At 58.6% G+C, this 16520-nt stretch carries 18 protein-coding genes; 9 read left to right on the forward strand and 9 right to left on the reverse strand.

From position 1 onward, the window contains the following. The first annotated feature begins 71 nt into the window (after nucleotides 1-71). From phnC to RBH10_RS21845, 8 genes are all read left to right on the forward strand, one after another. Nucleotides 72-932 (forward strand): phosphonate ABC transporter ATP-binding protein, encoded by an 861-nt coding sequence (phnC, locus tag RBH10_RS21810; protein ID WP_281037925.1) that lies wholly within the window; start codon nucleotides 72-74, stop codon nucleotides 930-932. 85 nt (nucleotides 933-1017) lie between these two features. Then, complete coding sequence (gene phnD, locus RBH10_RS21815; protein ID WP_045015385.1) at nucleotides 1018-1923, forward strand: phosphonate ABC transporter substrate-binding protein; 906 nt, start codon at nucleotides 1018-1020, stop codon at nucleotides 1921-1923. A gap of 70 nt (nucleotides 1924-1993) precedes the next feature. Beyond that, nucleotides 1994-2980 (forward strand): phosphonate ABC transporter, permease protein PhnE, encoded by a 987-nt coding sequence (gene phnE, locus RBH10_RS21820; RefSeq protein ID WP_281037924.1) that lies wholly within the window; start codon nucleotides 1994-1996, stop codon nucleotides 2978-2980. Beyond that, a complete protein-coding gene (gene phnE / locus RBH10_RS21825) occupies nucleotides 2980-4329 on the forward strand; it encodes a phosphonate ABC transporter, permease protein PhnE (RefSeq protein WP_281037923.1) in 1350 nt (449 codons plus the stop codon). The genes phnE (RBH10_RS21820) and phnE (RBH10_RS21825) overlap by 1 nt, the downstream gene beginning before the upstream one ends. Nucleotides 4330-4618: 289 nt before the next feature. Further along, nucleotides 4619-5317 carry a DUF1045 domain-containing protein gene (locus RBH10_RS21830; protein WP_281037922.1) on the forward strand — a complete coding sequence of 233 codons (699 nt, stop codon included), beginning with the start codon at nucleotides 4619-4621 and terminating at the stop codon, nucleotides 5315-5317. After that, nucleotides 5314-6450, forward strand: coding sequence for an alpha-D-ribose 1-methylphosphonate 5-triphosphate diphosphatase (locus RBH10_RS21835; RefSeq protein ID WP_281037921.1), 1137 nt, complete (start codon nucleotides 5314-5316; stop codon nucleotides 6448-6450). Before RBH10_RS21830 ends, RBH10_RS21835 begins: the two co-directional genes overlap by 4 nt. Then, nucleotides 6447-7049 carry a phosphonate metabolism protein/1,5-bisphosphokinase (PRPP-forming) PhnN gene (gene phnN / locus RBH10_RS21840; protein ID WP_281037920.1) on the forward strand — a complete coding sequence of 201 codons (603 nt, stop codon included), beginning with the start codon at nucleotides 6447-6449 and terminating at the stop codon, nucleotides 7047-7049. Before RBH10_RS21835 ends, phnN begins: the two co-directional genes overlap by 4 nt. Nucleotides 7050-7136: 87 nt before the next feature. Then, nucleotides 7137-8177: an AraC family transcriptional regulator gene (locus RBH10_RS21845; RefSeq protein WP_281037919.1), complete on the forward strand. Its 1041-nt coding sequence runs from the start codon at nucleotides 7137-7139 to the stop codon at nucleotides 8175-8177. Here the strand turns inward: RBH10_RS21845 and RBH10_RS21850 are convergent. Continuing rightward, nucleotides 8162-8539: a hypothetical protein gene (locus tag RBH10_RS21850; RefSeq protein WP_281037918.1), complete on the reverse strand. Its 378-nt coding sequence runs from the start codon at nucleotides 8537-8539 to the stop codon at nucleotides 8162-8164. The genes RBH10_RS21845 and RBH10_RS21850 overlap by 16 nt on opposite strands. A 22-nt stretch (nucleotides 8540-8561) precedes the next feature. Between RBH10_RS21850 and RBH10_RS21855 the strand changes: the two genes are divergently transcribed. Further along, nucleotides 8562-8807, forward strand: a complete 246-nt coding sequence (locus tag RBH10_RS21855; RefSeq protein ID WP_281037917.1) for a LuxR C-terminal-related transcriptional regulator — start codon at nucleotides 8562-8564, stop codon at nucleotides 8805-8807. A 223-nt stretch (nucleotides 8808-9030) separates the two neighbouring features. Here RBH10_RS21855 and RBH10_RS21860 read toward each other — a convergent pair whose 3' ends face one another. The 8 genes from RBH10_RS21860 to RBH10_RS21895 all read right to left on the reverse strand — a co-directional run bounded on the left by RBH10_RS21860 (nucleotide 9031) and on the right by RBH10_RS21895 (nucleotide 16328). Continuing rightward, complete coding sequence (locus RBH10_RS21860; RefSeq protein WP_281037916.1) at nucleotides 9031-10020, reverse strand: Ldh family oxidoreductase; 990 nt, start codon at nucleotides 10018-10020, stop codon at nucleotides 9031-9033. Nucleotides 10021-10177: 157 nt separating this feature from the next. Then, the gene (locus tag RBH10_RS21865; protein ID WP_281037915.1) at nucleotides 10178-11101 is read right to left on the reverse strand and encodes an energy transducer TonB; all 924 of its coding nucleotides are present in this window, start codon (nucleotides 11099-11101) and stop codon (nucleotides 10178-10180) included. Then, on the reverse strand, nucleotides 11098-11595 hold the full coding sequence (gene exbD, locus RBH10_RS21870) for a TonB system transport protein ExbD (protein ID WP_045015396.1): 498 nt from the start codon (nucleotides 11593-11595) through the stop codon (nucleotides 11098-11100). Before exbD ends, RBH10_RS21865 begins: the two co-directional genes overlap by 4 nt. A gap of 6 nt (nucleotides 11596-11601) precedes the next feature. Then, nucleotides 11602-12720 (reverse strand): tonB-system energizer ExbB, encoded by a 1119-nt coding sequence (exbB, locus tag RBH10_RS21875; RefSeq protein ID WP_281037914.1) that lies wholly within the window; start codon nucleotides 12718-12720, stop codon nucleotides 11602-11604. 193 nt (nucleotides 12721-12913) lie between these two features. Further along, a complete protein-coding gene (hutC, locus tag RBH10_RS21880; RefSeq protein WP_281037913.1) occupies nucleotides 12914-13651 on the reverse strand; it encodes a histidine utilization repressor in 738 nt (245 codons plus the stop codon). A gap of 35 nt (nucleotides 13652-13686) precedes the next feature. Then, entirely contained in the window at nucleotides 13687-14472 is a 786-nt protein-coding gene (locus tag RBH10_RS21885) for an ABC transporter ATP-binding protein (RefSeq protein WP_281037912.1), read from the reverse strand. Then, a complete protein-coding gene (locus RBH10_RS21890; protein WP_003493144.1) occupies nucleotides 14472-15245 on the reverse strand; it encodes an ABC transporter permease in 774 nt (257 codons plus the stop codon). The genes RBH10_RS21885 and RBH10_RS21890 overlap by 1 nt, the downstream gene beginning before the upstream one ends. Before the next feature lie 141 nt (nucleotides 15246-15386). Next, nucleotides 15387-16328: an ABC transporter substrate-binding protein gene (locus RBH10_RS21895; RefSeq protein ID WP_281037911.1), complete on the reverse strand. Its 942-nt coding sequence runs from the start codon at nucleotides 16326-16328 to the stop codon at nucleotides 15387-15389. Nucleotides 16329-16520: the final 192 nt, after the last annotated feature.

The raw sequence follows: 16520 nt of genomic DNA on the forward strand, positions 1-16520 counted from the left end.
ATCAAACTGACATCGGTACTTCACGGACCACTGCTAGGTCGAACCCCATCAGAAGAAGATTGGACGGGGAAATGAGCTTTCACCTGAAGCAAGTCACGCGCCGTTTTGGCAACCACACTGCGGTCGATTCCGTGAATGTGGAAATTCCGCAAGGCCAGATGGTTGGCGTGATCGGACGTTCTGGCGCGGGAAAATCGACGCTGCTGCGTATGATCAATCGCCTCGTCGATCCTTCCTCGGGCTCCATCCATTTCAACGACACGGAAGTCTCGTCGCTGAAGGGTGCCGCCCTGCGCAACTGGCAGCGCGACTGCGCCATGATCTTCCAGCAGTTCAATCTGGTGCCGCGCCTCGACGTGCTCACCAATGTCATGCTCGGCCGCCTGAACCACCGTTCGACGGCGCTCAGCCTCTTCAACATCTTTACCAATGACGAGCGCCTGATGGCGATTGCCGCCCTCGAGCGGCTCGGCATCGAGCATGTGGCCATGCAGGCGGCGGGCACGCTTTCCGGCGGCCAGCAGCAGCGCGTCGCCATCGCCCGGGCGTTGATGCAGTCTCCGAAGATGGTTCTGGCCGACGAGCCTATCGCCTCCCTCGACCCGCTGAACGCCAAGATCGTGATGGACGCCCTGCGCGACATCAACGAGCGTGAAGGCATCACCGTCATCACCAATCTACACACGCTGGATACGGCGCGCAATTATTGCGAGCGCATCATCGGCATGTCGCATGGCCGCGTCGTTTTCGACGGAACGCCCGCCGAACTGACGGCCGCAGCCGTGACGGAGATTTACGGCACGGATTCGCACGGTGCCGGCATCGACGAGACCATGACCTCGACCAGCATAAACATTCCCGGAGCGCAGCTTTCCGCGCGTCCGGTACAGCAATCTGCCGGTCCCGAACCGCTCGCTCTGGCCGGGCTCTGAGGAACCGCTCAGCATCGTTTGCGCCCGCGTCAAGGGCCGATACTTCACAACAAACTCCGGCTCGCCGGGAAACAGGAGAAAGTCCATGTTGAAGAAAATCCTTCTTTCGGCAGTCGCCCTTGGCGTTCTGGCCGGTTCCGCCATGGCTCAGGACGTCAAGGTCCTGCGTATCGGTCTCGACGGTTCCGAAAACGAAGCCGACCAGATCCGCAACACGAAGTGCGTTGCCGATGGCCTGAAGGCCGCGACCGGCGTTTCCGAAGTTCAGGTTTTCCCGTCGCCGGACTATAACGGCGTCATCCAGGGTCTGCTCGGCGGCACCATCGACATCGCCTCCATGGGCGCTTCCTCCTACGCCAAGATCGCTCTTGCCGATCCCAAGGCCGTAGACCCGGTCCTGACCACCGTCGGCGCTGACGGTTCGACCGGCTACTACACGATCATGGTTGCCCGCAAGGACAGCGGCATCAAGACGCTCGCAGACGCCAAGGGCAAGAAGATCGGCTTTGCCGATCCTGACTCCACCTCAGGCTTCCTCATCCCGAACGTGGCGATCCCGAAGGAAACCGGCGTTCCGGTCAAGGAATACTTCTCTGAAACCGGCTTCGGCGGCGGCCATGAGAACCTCGTTCTCGCCGTTCTCGACAAGAAGTTCGACGTCGGCACGACGTTCGGTTCTGGCGTCGGCAAGTGGGAAGAAGGCTACTCTGCCGGCAACCTCTACCAGATGGTCAAGAAGGGTAACCTCGACATGGACGATATCGTTCAGGTCTGGAAGTCCCCGCTGATCCCGAACGGTCCGCTTCTCGTTGCCAACAAGATCGGCGACAGCATGAAGAAGAAGGTTGAAGACTTCTTCATGGAACTGCCGAAGAAGGACCTCGCTTGCTTCCAGGGCTTCACCCAGGGCAAGAACACCGCTTACATCAAGGTCGATCCGTCCTTCTACCAGACGATCGTCGACGCCCGTAAGTCCGTTATCGGCGGCTGATCCTCAGATCATATCCGGAAGCGGCGGTGCCTAGCGGCACCGCCGCTTTTTGCCAATAAAGGAAAGCGGCATGGCGACCCCCCTGCACCATGGTACCCTCACGCCCGAGGGATTGAGCGCATCGTCCCGAACGGTCATGCGTCATTATCAACAGCAGCTTAAGACACGGCGGATTTATACCGTTATTTCGCTCGTGATCTTCCTCATCGTCCTTGCCGCTTCATTGAATTTCGCCAATGAGGCCAATTCCGGCAAGTTCTTCGAGCGCCTGCCGTATTTTTTCGACTTCATGAAAACCTTCGTGCCGGATAGTCCGCTCGAGGTCTTCCGGGCGATGTTCGACCTGCCGTCGCCCTATGCCAACGGTTCGCTGAAATACAATTATGTCGCGGATCGCGTCTACATCACCAATGGCTTCTATATACCGCATTTCATCTATCAGCTGATCATCACGCTCAACATCGCGCTGGTCTCGACGATCATCGGCACGACTTTCGCCTTTGTGCTCTGCTTCTTCGCCTCCACCAATCTCATTGGCGCCGGTCTCGTGCGCTGGGTGGTACGCCGGATAATGGAAATCCTGCGCGCCTTTCCGGAAATCGTCGTCGCCGGATTGCTGACCGCCATCTTATCGATCGGGCCGATTGCGGCAATCATCGCGATTTCCGTCCACACGATCGGGGCTTTGGGCAAGCTGTTCTTCGAAGTCGTGGAAAATGCCGACATGAAGGCGGATGAAGGCCTGCGCGCCGCCGGTGCCAACTGGCTGGAGCGGGTGCGCTTCGCCATTGTGCCACAGGTTCTGCCCAATTTCGTTTCCTACGCATTGCTGCGTGCCGAAATTAACGTGCGCGCCTCGACCATCATCGGCGCCGTCGGCGGCGGCGGTATCGGGGAGGTCTTCCGCCTCTCGATCGGTAACGACCACGCCTCCAAGACCTATGCCATCATCATCCTGCTGCTGATCACCATCATCGCCGTCGACCAGTTTTCCAGCTGGCTGCGCCGCAGGTTGATCGGTCATCAATCCTTCGAATTCGGACGGGGAGCGGCCTGATGTCGTCCACTTTCATTCTTAACACCGCCGATCGTGAGAGACTGACTGCTGCACATCCCGCAATTTTCAATCGCGGCTTCATGCAACGATACGGTTTCCTGACCGGTATTGTCGCCGTCCTCGTCTATCTCACCGCCTGCTTTTTCTTCTTCAATGTCGGCCCCGCTTTCATGCAGGGCCGATGGGATCGCGCTTCAAGCTATATTCAGGACTGGTATTCCTGGCGCGCCCAGCCGCGCCTGCGTTTCGAAGACGGCAAGGTCGCGCCGCAATGGTCGAGCCGCAGACAATATCCTGTCGATGCGCCGATCGACTGGCTGCAGCCTTTGCCGGATGGCGGTTACAGCGTGGTTTATGCGGGCACCGAAAACCGCCTCGACGTGACGACGACCCGCGTGGACGTCTACGTCGACGGCAAGAACTATCCCGTCATCATCAACGGCGACACGGCACTGGCGCCTGAGGTCCTGCCGGAAGAAATCAGGCAGGACGGCAACAAGGTTCTCGTGCATTACGGTTTTGCCGGTCAGGCGGAAATCCGCACCAGCCAGGTCTATGTACAGCGGCGGTTCCTCGGATGGGCGAATTTCCTGTTCGACACCAAGTCGGAATTCTGGGGCAAGGGTTATGGCGATCTGGCCGCACTGGCGCTGTGGGGGGAAAGGCTCGATCCCCAGCGCTCCAATATCAGCCACATGGTCGATGATTTCCTCGACAATAGCGTCTGGCAGCACGCCGATATTCTTTCCAAGCTGATGCAGACGCTGGTGATGGCCTTTGTCGGCACGCTGTTCGGTACACTCGTCGCCCTGCCGCTCGCCTTTCTCGCCGCACGCAATATCACCGCCAACAGGGCTGCCAACTGGGGCATGAAGCGCCTGTTCGACTTCCTTCGGTCGATCGACATGCTGATCTGGGCGCTGTTCTTCACCCGCAGCTTCGGCCCCGGACCGATCCCCGGCATCGCCGCAATCTTCTTCACCGATACCGGCGCGCTCGGCAAGGTCTATGCAGAGGCGCTGGAGAATGTGGACGACAAGCAGCGAGAGGGCGTCAAATCGGTTGGCGCTTCTCCGATTGCCGTCAATCGCTTCGGCGTGCTTCCACAGGTCCTGCCGGTGTTCATTTCCCAGTCGCTCTATTTCTGGGAAAGCAACACCCGTTCCGCCACGATCATCGGTGCGGTCGGCGCCGGCGGCATCGGCCTGAAACTGCTGGAAGCGATGGGCACCAATGCCGACTGGGACAAGGTTGCTTATATGGTTCTGCTCATCCTGTTCGTGGTTTTCCTGTTCGATCATATCTCGAACTCCCTGCGCTCGCGCCTGATCGGGAAAACACAGCACTAGGTCATAAAACCGGAGCGGGGTTTCATGCGAAAACCACCATGGTTTTCGCCATCCCGCTCCCTGGCACCGGCGCAAAACCGGAGCTTTTTTTTGCAAAGCCCCATCCGTCCACTCAATGTGCAATCTGCGCCTTCAGCACATTCGAGAGTCGCGCGGCGTTTCGAGCGCTTTTTTCCTCCAGCATCATCATTCTGTCACGGAAAGCCATTACCTCGCACTCCTGACCTTGCGGGAAGCAGGCGAGTCACGCCAAATAGCTTTTCATCCAGGTTTTCCATGACACCGAAGAGTGCTTGCCGTGCGCTACGCCATCTATTTTTCTCCGGCTAAAGATCATCCGTTGACCGAAGCGGCATCGCGCTGGCTCGGACGCAACGCGTTTTCCGGCGCCCAACACGATGACCATGACGCCTATGCGGAAATGACGGAAGAGCCCCGCCGTTACGGTTTTCATGCGACGCTGAAGGCGCCCTTCGAGCTTGCCGAAAAATACAGCGAAGCCGAGCTTGTCGCCGCCGTCGAACAGTTTGCGGCCAGCCAGTCCGCCTTTGATATTCCGCGTGTCGTCGTCGGCGCGCTCGGGCCGTTTTTCGCACTTGTTCCGGACCGGACCTACCAACCGCTGCAGGATTTCGCCGCCGAGATCGTCGATCATTTCGACCGGTTTCGCGCGCCCCTGTCCGAAACCGACATTGCCCGGCGTCGGCCGCAGAACCTGACGGAAAGCCAGCGGCAAAATCTGTCGCTCTGGGGTTATCCGCACGTCATGGATGACTTCCGCTTTCATATGACGCTGACCGGCCGCATTGACGAAAACGACGCGCCTGCAATCCAAAATGTGCTTTCCGCCCGCTTTTCCGAATTTGTCGACCGGCCTCTCACCATTTCCGGCCTCGCTTTGTTCATTGAAGAAACGCGCGGCGAACCCTTCACCGTTCATCGCTGGCACCCGCTTGGCCAGCAGCCAAAGAAAGATGCTGACCCATGACCGAGCACGCCCTTTCCAATGCCCGTATCGTTCTGGAAGACGATATTATTCTGGGCTCCGTTCTGATCCGTGACGGCAAGATCGCCGATATCAGCGAAGGCGCCTCCAAAACCGGAGAAGATCTCGAAGGCGATTTCCTCATTCCCGGTCTGGTGGAGCTGCACACCGACCATCTGGAACAGCATTATTCGCCACGCCCCGGCGTGCTCTGGGACAAGATCGCGGCCATTCAAGCCCACGACGCACAGGTTGCATCGTCCGGCATCACCACGGTGTTCGACTGCCTGCGGCTCGGCTCTGACGAAGACGGTGGTTTCAAGAAGGGCGAAATGCGGGAAATGGCGGATGCCATCGAGGCTGCAGCCGATCAGAACCGCCTGCGCGCAGACCACATGCTGCACCTGCGCTGTGAAGTTGCCTCATCAGATGTTCTGGAACATTTCGAAGATTTTGAGACCGATCCCCGCGTGCGGCTGATTTCCCTGATGGATCACTCCCCGGGGCAGCGTCAGTTCCAGTCGATGGATCAATATATCTTCTATTATCAGAAGAAGCGCGGACTGAGCGACGAGGCTTTCGCCGAGTTCGTCAGACGTCGGCAGACGGCATCGGCGGAATTTTCCGCAAAACACCGGGATTACCTTGCCGCCCGCTGCGCCGAGCGCGGCATAACCGTTGCAAGCCATGATGACGCCACCGAAGCGCATGTGGGCGAAGCAATCGGCCATGGCGTAAAACTGGCGGAGTTCCCCACCAGCGTCGAGGCCGCAAAAGCCTCGCACAGCGCCGGCATGAGCGTTCTGATGGGTGCGCCGAACATCGTTCGCGGCAAGTCCCATTCCGGCAACATTGCCGCCCGTGACCTTGCCGAGCTTGGTGTGCTGGATGTTCTCTCGTCCGACTATGTGCCGTTCAGCCTGCTTTACGCGCCGTTCCTGCTGGCCGACCAGGTGGAAGCCATTACCCTGCCGGAAGCGCTCCGCATGGTCAGCGCCACGCCGGCACGAACGGTGGGCCTTGTTGATCGCGGTCGCATAGCGGCAGGATTGCGGGCCGACCTCGTCAGGGTTCACCGCGAAGATGGCGTGCCGGTTGCCCGTGCCGTCTGGCGTCAGGGCAAACGTGTCGCATGACCGGCGAAGGACAGGATAATCGGCGTGACGGCGTATCACCCGGAACCATGATCGTGATTGTCGGCCCGAGCGGGGCCGGCAAGGACACGCTGATGGATTATGCGGCGACGCAATTGTCCGGGCGGCCCGGCTTCCACTTCACCCGCCGGGTCATTACCCGCAGCGGTGATGCGGGCGGCGAAAATCACGACGCGGTTTCCATGCACGAGTTCGAACGGCTGGAAGACGAAGGCGCTTTTGCCGTCTCCTGGCAGGCGCATGGGTTGAAATACGGCATTCCTGCCGCCGTCTATCGCCATCTCAATGCGGGGGACGTGGTTATCGCCAACGGCTCCCGCTCAGCCCTGCCACAATTCGGCACCGCCTTTGCCCGCCTCAAGGTCGTGAACATCGTTGCACGGCCGGATGTACTGGCCAAGCGGCTGGAGCAACGCGGGCGAGAAAGCCGGGAGGATATTCTCCGACGGCTGGAACGCAGCTCACTCACCGTCGTCGGAGATTTCGACGTGACGACCGTGGACAATAGCGGCGCCATGGAAGATGCGGGCAAAACCATCATGCAGGTGCTGGAGCAAAGTGCCTGCCTTGGCCGCATTTAAACTCCACAACCTGAACTGCTCGACAAACGGTTTTACAACGCTTACCATCAGGCGACAATTTCCATACATGGTACGCCAAGGCGAGGGATGCCTGAAAAGAGGGTCAGCGACGAGATAACAGTGGTGGCTGGTCTGGCCGCCGGCGTCGCTAATTATGCACGGTCGCGGGGCATCGATATCGCCCCTATCTGCAAGGCTCTCGATATAGATCCAGCCACATTCGACAGCCTTACGGAGCGCATCAGCCTCGACAGATTGTGCCGTCTGCTCGAGACCTGTGCTTTGATGTCCGGCGACGATGCCTTTGGCCTGCAATGCGCTTCCACTTTTCCCGCCGGCGCATCCGGCGCATTCGGATATGGCCTGATCAGCGCGCCGACAGTGCGGGCTTTCCTGCGTTTTCTGCAGGACCACGTTTATTACGCGACCAACAACAGCAATTTCACCATGGTCACGGATGACACACACGTAACCCTGTCATGGTCGTTTGCGCCTGTCATCGTCAAACGCGATCAATATGTGGATTTATCGCTGGCAGTTCTGGTCCAGCGCCTTCGCGATATTCTGGGCGAGCGGGTGAACCTGATCGAAATCGGTCTGGAGCGACAGAAACCCAATAATATTCAGCTATTTAAAGAAAGAATGACCAAGCGCGTCAGCTTTTCCCAACCTATCCACACCATGCGCCTTCCGGCATCGCTTCTAGATGCGGTCAATCCAAATGCGGATGAGCGGCTGTTCGAGTTGATGAATTTGCAGTGCCGGATGCTGCGGCCGGAAACATCGGCGGACGCCACGCATTTCATCGATCAGGTGAAGCGGTACATGCAGATGCGGCTGTCGGATGCGGAGCTTTCGCTGGGCGAGATCGCTCCTTATTTCAACCTTTCGGAACGCAGTTTTCAACGGCGGCTTGCCGAGCTTGGAACCAATCTCAACGAGATAAAAGACGCCATTCGCAAAAATGCCGGCTTCAAGCTTCTCGTGGAAAGCGATCTGCCGGTCTCGGACATCAGTTACAGGCTCGGCTATTCGACGCCGGGTGCGTTTTCGCGCTCCGTTTCCCGCTGGTTCGGGGCAACGCCCACGGATATTCGCAAGAAACATGCGCATCATTCCGCCGGATAGGGCATATTTCCAGCATCAATATTTCCAGAATCCAAAATAAAATTGGAGAATATGTCGGCATTTATCGGATTTTGTCTCGAAACATAACAATAAAGACGCAAAACTTGGCGCGAGATGTTATTCTCCTGATCCGGGATATCGCCTAATAGAGCGCCGCCATTTGCCTTCGGGTATGGCGGAAACATTCCAAAGCTTTGAATTTTTACATTGTTCTGGACCAGAACCGATTCCGGTTCTTGGGAACAATGGTGCAGCAGTTCTTTCATTGCCGAGGATGATGCCCATGCCGGGACCGGCTGGCTGCGAGAGCAGCCGCCTATTTGCATAATTCCTGAGGCCAGATCGCGCTCCGGGAAGGTCAATCTCTTTTGAGGCTGAAAGAATATGTCGTCAAAAACGCAACATGAACGTCGCCAGGCGCGTGAAATCGTCCTTTCGGATCGTGAGCGGCAATATCTGGGGCTGGTGGCGCGGGGCCGACATCCTTCTCATATCGCCTTGATAACCGGCGCGGACGAAACCGACGTGAAGGATACTCTGGAACGGGTGCGCCAAAGACTGGGCGCGGCCAATCTGCTGAATGCCGTCAGCATTGCCCTGCTGCGCGGACTGATCGAACAGGATATTTAGAGCTTACTTCTCGCTCCGAAAGCTTACGCGAAATCGTCCCCTTCCCGTAAGCCAAAACCGGATGTGCCGTTTTCTGCGTCAAAAACCCACCATTTCGATGGAGGGACGGCGGACCAAAAGGCGGATCGGAAATGATTTCCGACCTATCGACGCAAATGCTAAACGGCCCTACACGGTTTACCCGGCGGATCACCCGATCCGCCGGGTTTTCATTTTCAGTTCTTTAAAGCGACTGGATTTCGGCAAGAATATCGCTTTCGACGACGATACCGTTTTCCAGCGCCTGCCTTCGAATGCCCTGGCTGCGCCGGCCGGGCAAACGCACATTCTCCTGTTTTTCTATCTCTCCGGCGATAAGCGCCAGTCGCTCGGTAAAGGCCGCACCGCCCGACGATACGGGATCTATCGCGATGATCGTGTGGCCGAGAGAGGGTGGTGCACCCTTGTCGTCCAGAAGGGAAGAAGCTTCGAACCCGAAGTTTCCGCCGGTCAGCGCAGCGGCCATAATCTCCACCATCAGCGCCAGAGCGGCACCCTTGGCTTCACCCGCGGGCACCATCGTCCCGGCTATGGCTTCTTCGGGATCGGTGGTGGGCCGGCCATTTCTGTCCAGCGCCCAGTCACCGGGAATGGTTTCGCCCTTCTGGCGCGCCGCCATGATCTTTCCGCGTGCGACCTTGGACAGTGCCAGATCGATCACCAGCGGATCGGCCTTGCCAACAGGTGTGGCGAATGCAATCGGATTGGTACCATAAAGCGGTTTGGTGCCGCCCCAGGGCGCCATGGATGCCGGTGCATTGGCGAACATGAGCGCGACGAGGCCCATTTCCGCAAAACGTTCTACAGTGAGTGCCATGACACCCGCATGGTGGGAACGATGGATCGCCGCAAGCGCGATGCCCTGCTGCCGGACCATATCCGGCAACTCCTCCACGGCGCAGTCGATCGCCGGATAGGCGTAACCGTGACTGGCATCGATCGAAAGCACGCCCGGCTTGATGCGACTCGCCACCGGCCGGGCCTTGCCATCAACCTTTCCAACCCGCGCCTGGCGGACATAAACGGGGATACGGCGAAAACCGTGACCGCCCTGGCCTGCGGCTTCGGATGCGACGAGCGCCTTCGCCACCGAACGGGCGTTTTGCGGCAGAACGCCATTGCGCTCAAAGATAGAGGATACGAGATCCTCCGCCTCTGCGATTGAGAATTTCATGATTTTTCTTGATTCCTGTTGGCTTGCAAGCGGTAGGGCGGACAATCCTAGTCTGCGGTATCCGACAGTTGCAAATCAACACGAAAAATGGGGAGGCCCCCAATTCCCTGTTTCGAGTTGAGCGGGCCCTGCACTCTGCAAGGCCGCAAATCCACCTCTACTTGAACAGAACAGGCAAGGTGAAACTCGTGTCTGCGCCCGGTGGTGGCGGCGAAACGGACGCCTTTTGTATAACCGCCAGAAGCTTCTGGTCCATTGCAGCGTCACCGGTGGATGAAAGGATTCTCGCTCCACCCACGGATCCGCCACTATCTATCTTGAACGAAACCGTAATGGTCATTCCAGATTTTCCGGCCGAGCGGGCCAATCGCCGCTGCATGGCGGAACGCACTTTCGCACCCCAATCCGCTTTCGACACGGAAGACGAAGAGAAGAAACCGGCATTGCTGCGCGACGCCGCCGTCCGGTCCGACTGCTGGGCTTCGGCCTTTGCCGTTTCGCGCAGTTGCGAAGCCTGTTCCGGTTTGGGGCGCTGGCGTTCGACCTTCTTTTTGTCTTCAGGTTCTTTCTTTTCCACCTTCTTTTCGACCGGTGGCGGAGGTGGCCGCATGACAGGCAAGGGAACTTCGACATTTTCGAGTTCCGCCATCATCTGCTCCTGCACGGGGTCGATCTGCTCGACCGGTTCGGGAACTTCCTGCGGTTCGACGACCTCTTCAACCTGAGGCTCCGGCGGCTGCACAGGTTCCGGCGGCGGCGCTTCTGCAACCGGCTCAGGTGGCGGCGGCTCCTCCGGAGCGGCTTCTTCCACCGGCTGGCTGTTGTCGCTTTTTACCTCTTCGGCGTCTTCGACGTCCTGTGCCTGCGTCGTTTCCTCGGTGTTGACGGCTTCCGGTATCGCGGCCATCTCGATCATGATCGCGGCGGGCGGCGGCCCCCCGGCATCCAGTTCTTCCGGCTCCTGCATCAGATAATAGGCAAAACCGGCATGAACGCCCAGCATGAGCAGCGCTGCGGTGGACCACAACGCCACTTCCCCAAGGCGGGAATGTCGGGCCTGCGGGTAGCCGTTTTCGCTCATGGCGCCGTTCCCTGCGCCGCCGGAACTGTAGGTTGGCCGGGGGGATTACTGGAGCCAGCAGGCTGCGTTGTCGCAGCCGCATTTTCCAGCCCCACCAGGGCGATCTTCAGATATCCGGCATCCCGGAGCAGGTTCATGATTTCCATGAAGTGGCCATAGTCCACGGCCTTGTCGGCGCGCAGGAAAATACGCGTATCCTTCTTGCCACCGGTCTGCCGATCGATCGCCGCCGCCAATGCTTCGCGAGCGACCGCATCATTGCCGAGATTGAGCGACAGATCGTCCTTGACCGTCAGATAAAGCGGCTCTTCCGGACGCTCCGCCGGCTTGGCGGTGGATGCGGGCAGATCGACATTCACATCCACGGTCGCCAGCGGTGCGGCGACCATGAAAATGATGAGCAGAACCAGCATCACGTCGATGAAGGGCGTGACGTTGATCTCGTGGTTTTCGGAGAGTTCGTCTCCGCTATTTTCGCGAATGCCGCCAGCCATGACCGATCACCGTCCAACCAGCGATACTGCGGGCTTGCTGCTGCCCGGCGGAATGCGCCGGAAATCGAGGTCACGGCTGACAAGGCGTTCTACGCCGGCCGCCGCATCCGCAAGCAAATGCCGGTATCCCGTGATCGAGCGGGCGAAGACGTTATAGATCACCACCGCTGGAATAGCGGCGACGAGGCCGATGGCCGTGGCAAGCAGCGCCTCGGCAATGCCTGGCGCGACGACGGCGAGATTGGTGGTCTGCGATTCCGAAATGCTGATGAAGGAGTTCATGATCCCCCAGACAGTGCCGAACAGGCCGACGAAGGGAGCGGTGGAACCGATGGTCGCCAGAGCACCCGTTCCGCGCGACATGCGGCGACCAGCGTGAGTTTCAATGCGCGACAGTGCCGAGGATACTCGCTCCTTGATGCCGCCGCCGTCGGTGTGTTCGACCACCGCATCGGAAAGCTGCATTTCATGGGTTGCCATGCGCAACATGAGAGCTGCCGGTCCGCCCTTCTTTTCGACGGCCTCGGTCGCCTCGGTCAGGGTCTTTGCCTTGCGAATGACCTTGAGCGTCGCGCCAGCCCGCACGCGTGCGCCGGCGAGCTCGAATGTTTTTGCCACCCATACTGTCCATGTGATGAGCGATGCGAAGGCGAGACCGATCATCACACCCTTCACGACCCAGTCCGCCGCCATGAACATGCCCCATGGGGACAGGTTGTGCGGTATGTCGGCACGATGTCCGGCGCTTGCGGGCTCGACCGGTGTGGAGACCTCATTCGGCGCTGCTGTCTCATTCATCTGTACGGGCTGCGGCTCCGTCTGCGCCGACTGCGGTGATACACCTTCGGGCGCAGGCTGGGCCGCTGCTGGCTGCACGGGCGCGACCGGCTGTTGCGGTGCGGCAGCGGGAGTGGTCGGCGTCACGGGCGTCTCCGCCAGCGGCTGTGCGGGCTGAACCGTTTCCGTTGCGGGCGCGGATTGGATCTGGGGTTCGGGTGCCGACTGAGCAAAAACCGCACCGGCACTCAAGCCGGTCAGCAAAGTGACCGTCATGGCAAGTGAGATATGCCGTGTCTTGTTTGCCCTGTTGAAGAATGCGGAAGAAGTTGAGGTCTCAGCTGACATAATTTTTATCCCGGATTTCCGTCGATGAACTCATCCGCAGATTGGCCGGTCCCTGAAAACCGGGGTCATGAACGGACGCCGTCGTGAAAGCTTGACGTTCCGATAATAAACATGAGTTCTTTTGACAACTATTATATTGTCAAAAGACGACTCGTAAACTCTTCTTTACAAAAAATTGATCGATCTATTGTCTTCAGCCGTTTTGCGAAGGCGAAAACTGCGCCACGAGGGCGTGCCGGTCGCCGGGATAGGTAACCCGGACACTGGTGATATAATCCGCCCCGTGCCATGTGCGGCGATGGATGACCAGACATGCCGCACCGGAGGTTATGCCCAGCGCCGCTGCGTTTTTGCGGTCGGCGGCAACGGCGCTGATGCGATGCTCGGCGGCACTCCAGGGAACCATTTTCAGCAGCCATGTGCCCGGCCCGACCTGTGAAAAATCCGCCAATTCCGCCTCCGGAACGGCGGTGACATTGATGATGCGTTCTTCAAGGCAAAAGGCAACGCCGCCGGCAAAATGCGTGCAGGTAAGTTCCAGAACCGGGGCGCTGGCGGCAAGCGCCATGGCGGCACCGTCTTTTTCACCCGCAGGGCGCAGGCGTCGCTTGTCGAGACGGTAGCCGTAAACGAGACCGAGCGCCTGCACCTCCCGCTCGATATCGTGGATTTCCAGCACTGCCGATTGCGCATGCGGCTGGCGAACGAAGGTGCCGAGACGCCGGCGTCTTTCAATCAGGCCACGCTGCACCAATTCGCTGAGAGCCTTGTTCACCGTCATACGCGAACAGGCATATTGCCTGGTCATCTCGTGTTCGAAGGGGATACGATGCCCCGGCGGCCACTCACCCGACATGATGTGGCGCTCGACATCGTTGCGGATGCGCTCGTGCAATGATTTTTCCTGAAGATCGGCGCCTGTGCTCCTCATACCGATGCTTTCATCCTCCCGGTTTTATGGATCAACTATCCATGGGCAGCAGCGGCAATCGCCTCGCTGCGAATCTCCTCCGTCAGTCTGGCGCGTAACTCGGAGAACTCCGGGCTTGCCTTGACGGTGTAGTGACGCGGATGCGGCAGATCGACCGGTGTGATCGACTTGATACGGCCGGGCCTAGCGGACATCGTCACGACACGCGACGCCATGAACACGGCCTCCTCGATGTCATGCGTGACAAAAATGACGGTCTTCTGCTCGCGCTCCCATATGCCGAGCAGCAATTCCTGCATCAGCCCGCGCGTCTGGTTGTCGAGAGCGCCGAAAGGCTCGTCAAGCAGCAGAATTTTCGGGCCGTTCGCCAAAGCACGGGCAATGGCCGTTCTCTGCTGCATGCCGCCGGAAAGCTGTTTCGGCCAATGGTTCTCGAAGCCGCGCAGGCCGACCTTGTCGATATAGCTATCAACGATCTCCCATTTTTCCTTCTCGGCCACACCGCGTTCGCGCAGGCCGAAGGCGACGTTTTCCCGGATCGTCAGCCAGGGAAACAGCGTGTAGGACTGAAACACCATGCCGCGATCCGCGCCCGCTCCTTTCACCGCCCGGCCGGACAGCAGAACCTCGCCCGTCGTCGGGCGGTCGAGGCCGGCGATGATGCGCAGCAAGGTCGATTTTCCGCATCCCGACGGACCGAGAATGGTGACGAAATCGTTGCGGGGGATTTCCAGATTAGTCGGCTGCAAGGCGAGCGTCGGCTGCCCACCTTGCACACCCGGAAAAGTACGGCTGACGCCCTTGATAACGAGTTCGCTCATCAGGCAAGCCTCCAGGCGAAAAGCTTCCGGTTCAGCGATTTGAACGCAAAGTCCGAAATAAGTCCGATGACACCGATGACGATGATGCCGAAGATGATCTGCCCAGTCGCCATCAGGGCCTGGCTGTTAATAATCATATAGCCGATGCCCGAGGAGGCGCCGATCAGTTCCGCAACGATGACATAGGTCCAGGCCCAGCCGAGAACGAGACGGAGGATTTCCGCAATATCGGGCGCATTGGCAGGGATGAGAACACGGCGAACCACGCCCCGGTCTTTCGCACCCAACGTATAGGCGGCCTCCACCAGATCGCGTCTTGTGCCGGCAACCGCCACCGCCACCATGAGGATGATCTGGAAGACGGCACCGATGAAGATCACCAGCAACTTCTGCATCTCGCCAATGCCGGCCCAGAGAATGAGCAACGGCACAAAGGCGGAAGCCGGAAGGTAACGCGCAAAGGAGACGAAGGGCTCAAGCAGCGCTTCGACCGGCTTATAAGCCCCCATGGCGATACCAACAGGGACGGCGACGAGCGATGCCAGCACAAAACCGCCTACCACGCGCCAGATCGTCATGCCGATATCGCCGGCAAATCCCTGATCGGTCAGCAGATAGATGCCGTCCTTCAGCATGGTGATTGGGTCGGCCAGAAAGGTCGGCGATACGAAGCCGCCCAGCGTGGCAAAACCCCAGGCGGAGAAAAAAAGCACGAAGAACAGGATGCCGAGAAAAATCCTCGTGCTGTTCTTTATGGGTTGAAGAGGTTGCATTCTGTCGCCTGTCCGGAAAACGGGCGCGGCACTCTATTGCCGCACCATCAAAGCGCCGTGCGTCTTCCATGACGCACAGCCGCTGTAAGGCTTCTCACTGGCTGCAATATTCCCTGTAGAGAAGGCAGCCGCTTGCTTCTGTCACTTGATGAAGGAGGTGTCCGCGAGTGTCGAAAGATCGGGTTTCGACTTTATCACGCCGATTTCCAGAAGAAGATCTGCCGATTTTTCGGAGAATGTCTTGAATTCACCCTCGAAGAATTTCTGGTTGGCGGCCTTGTCCTGCCATTCCAGGAATTTTGCCGAGGCTGCGAAGGCCTCACCGGCCTGCTTCACATCCGCTCCCATCGTCGCATAGGACTTTTCGGGTTCGGCCTTGATGAGGTCAAGGGCCTCGAAATAGCTGTCCGCCAAGGCTTTCGCCGCTTGCGGATTATTTTTCAGGAAATCCGGTGTGCAGCCAAACGTATCCATGACGGCGGGATAATCCAGCGTCGTGGCGAGGATTTTGCCCTTATCAGGTGCGGCCCGCACGGTGGACAGATAGGGTTCATAGGTCATGGCCGCATCATTCTGGCCAGCGACGAATGCCTGTGCTGCCGGTCCCGGTTCAAGGTTGACGACCTTCACGTCCTTCAGGGTCAGGCCGTTTTCCTTGAGTATCCACGCCAGAAAGAAGTAGGGAGATGTGCCCGGTGTGGAAGCGGCAACCGTCTTGCCCTTGAGGTCCGCGATCTTTGCAACGTCACTACGCACCGCAATGCCATCGGCACCATGCGACTTGTCCATCTGGAAAATCTGGGTGGATTTCACGCCGTTGGCATTCCACGCGATCCATGTCTCGACCGTGGTGGCAGCACACTGGATGTCACCGGAGGCGAGCGCCAGATGACGACTGGCCTGTGGTATTTTCTTGATATCGACCTTCAGGCCATTCTTTTCGAAAATACCCGCCTGCTTGGCAAGCGTCAGTGGCGCAAAGCCGGTCCAGCCGGACATGCCGATGGTCACCGACGTTTCGGCATAAGCGGGAGCGGATGAAACAAGCGTCGCGATTGCCGCGATAACCCACGTTTTTTTCATGATCGGAACCCCTTTTGATTTATTTTTGTGCGATATTTTTTTCGCTTTATTTGAGGCATGCTAGGCAGGGATTTTATATTTGTCTAGACAAAATAGAGGCGCTCAAACGCTTCCCGAAAGATTGCAAACGGGCCGCCCGGCATTCTAGACATAGAATAGCACGGCCCGGCGTATCAGCCCGCTGTTTTCCAT

The sequence above is a fragment of the Rhizobium sp. AN73 genome (assembly GCF_030757975.1).
Classification (GTDB): domain Bacteria; phylum Pseudomonadota; class Alphaproteobacteria; order Rhizobiales; family Rhizobiaceae; genus Agrobacterium; species Agrobacterium arsenijevicii.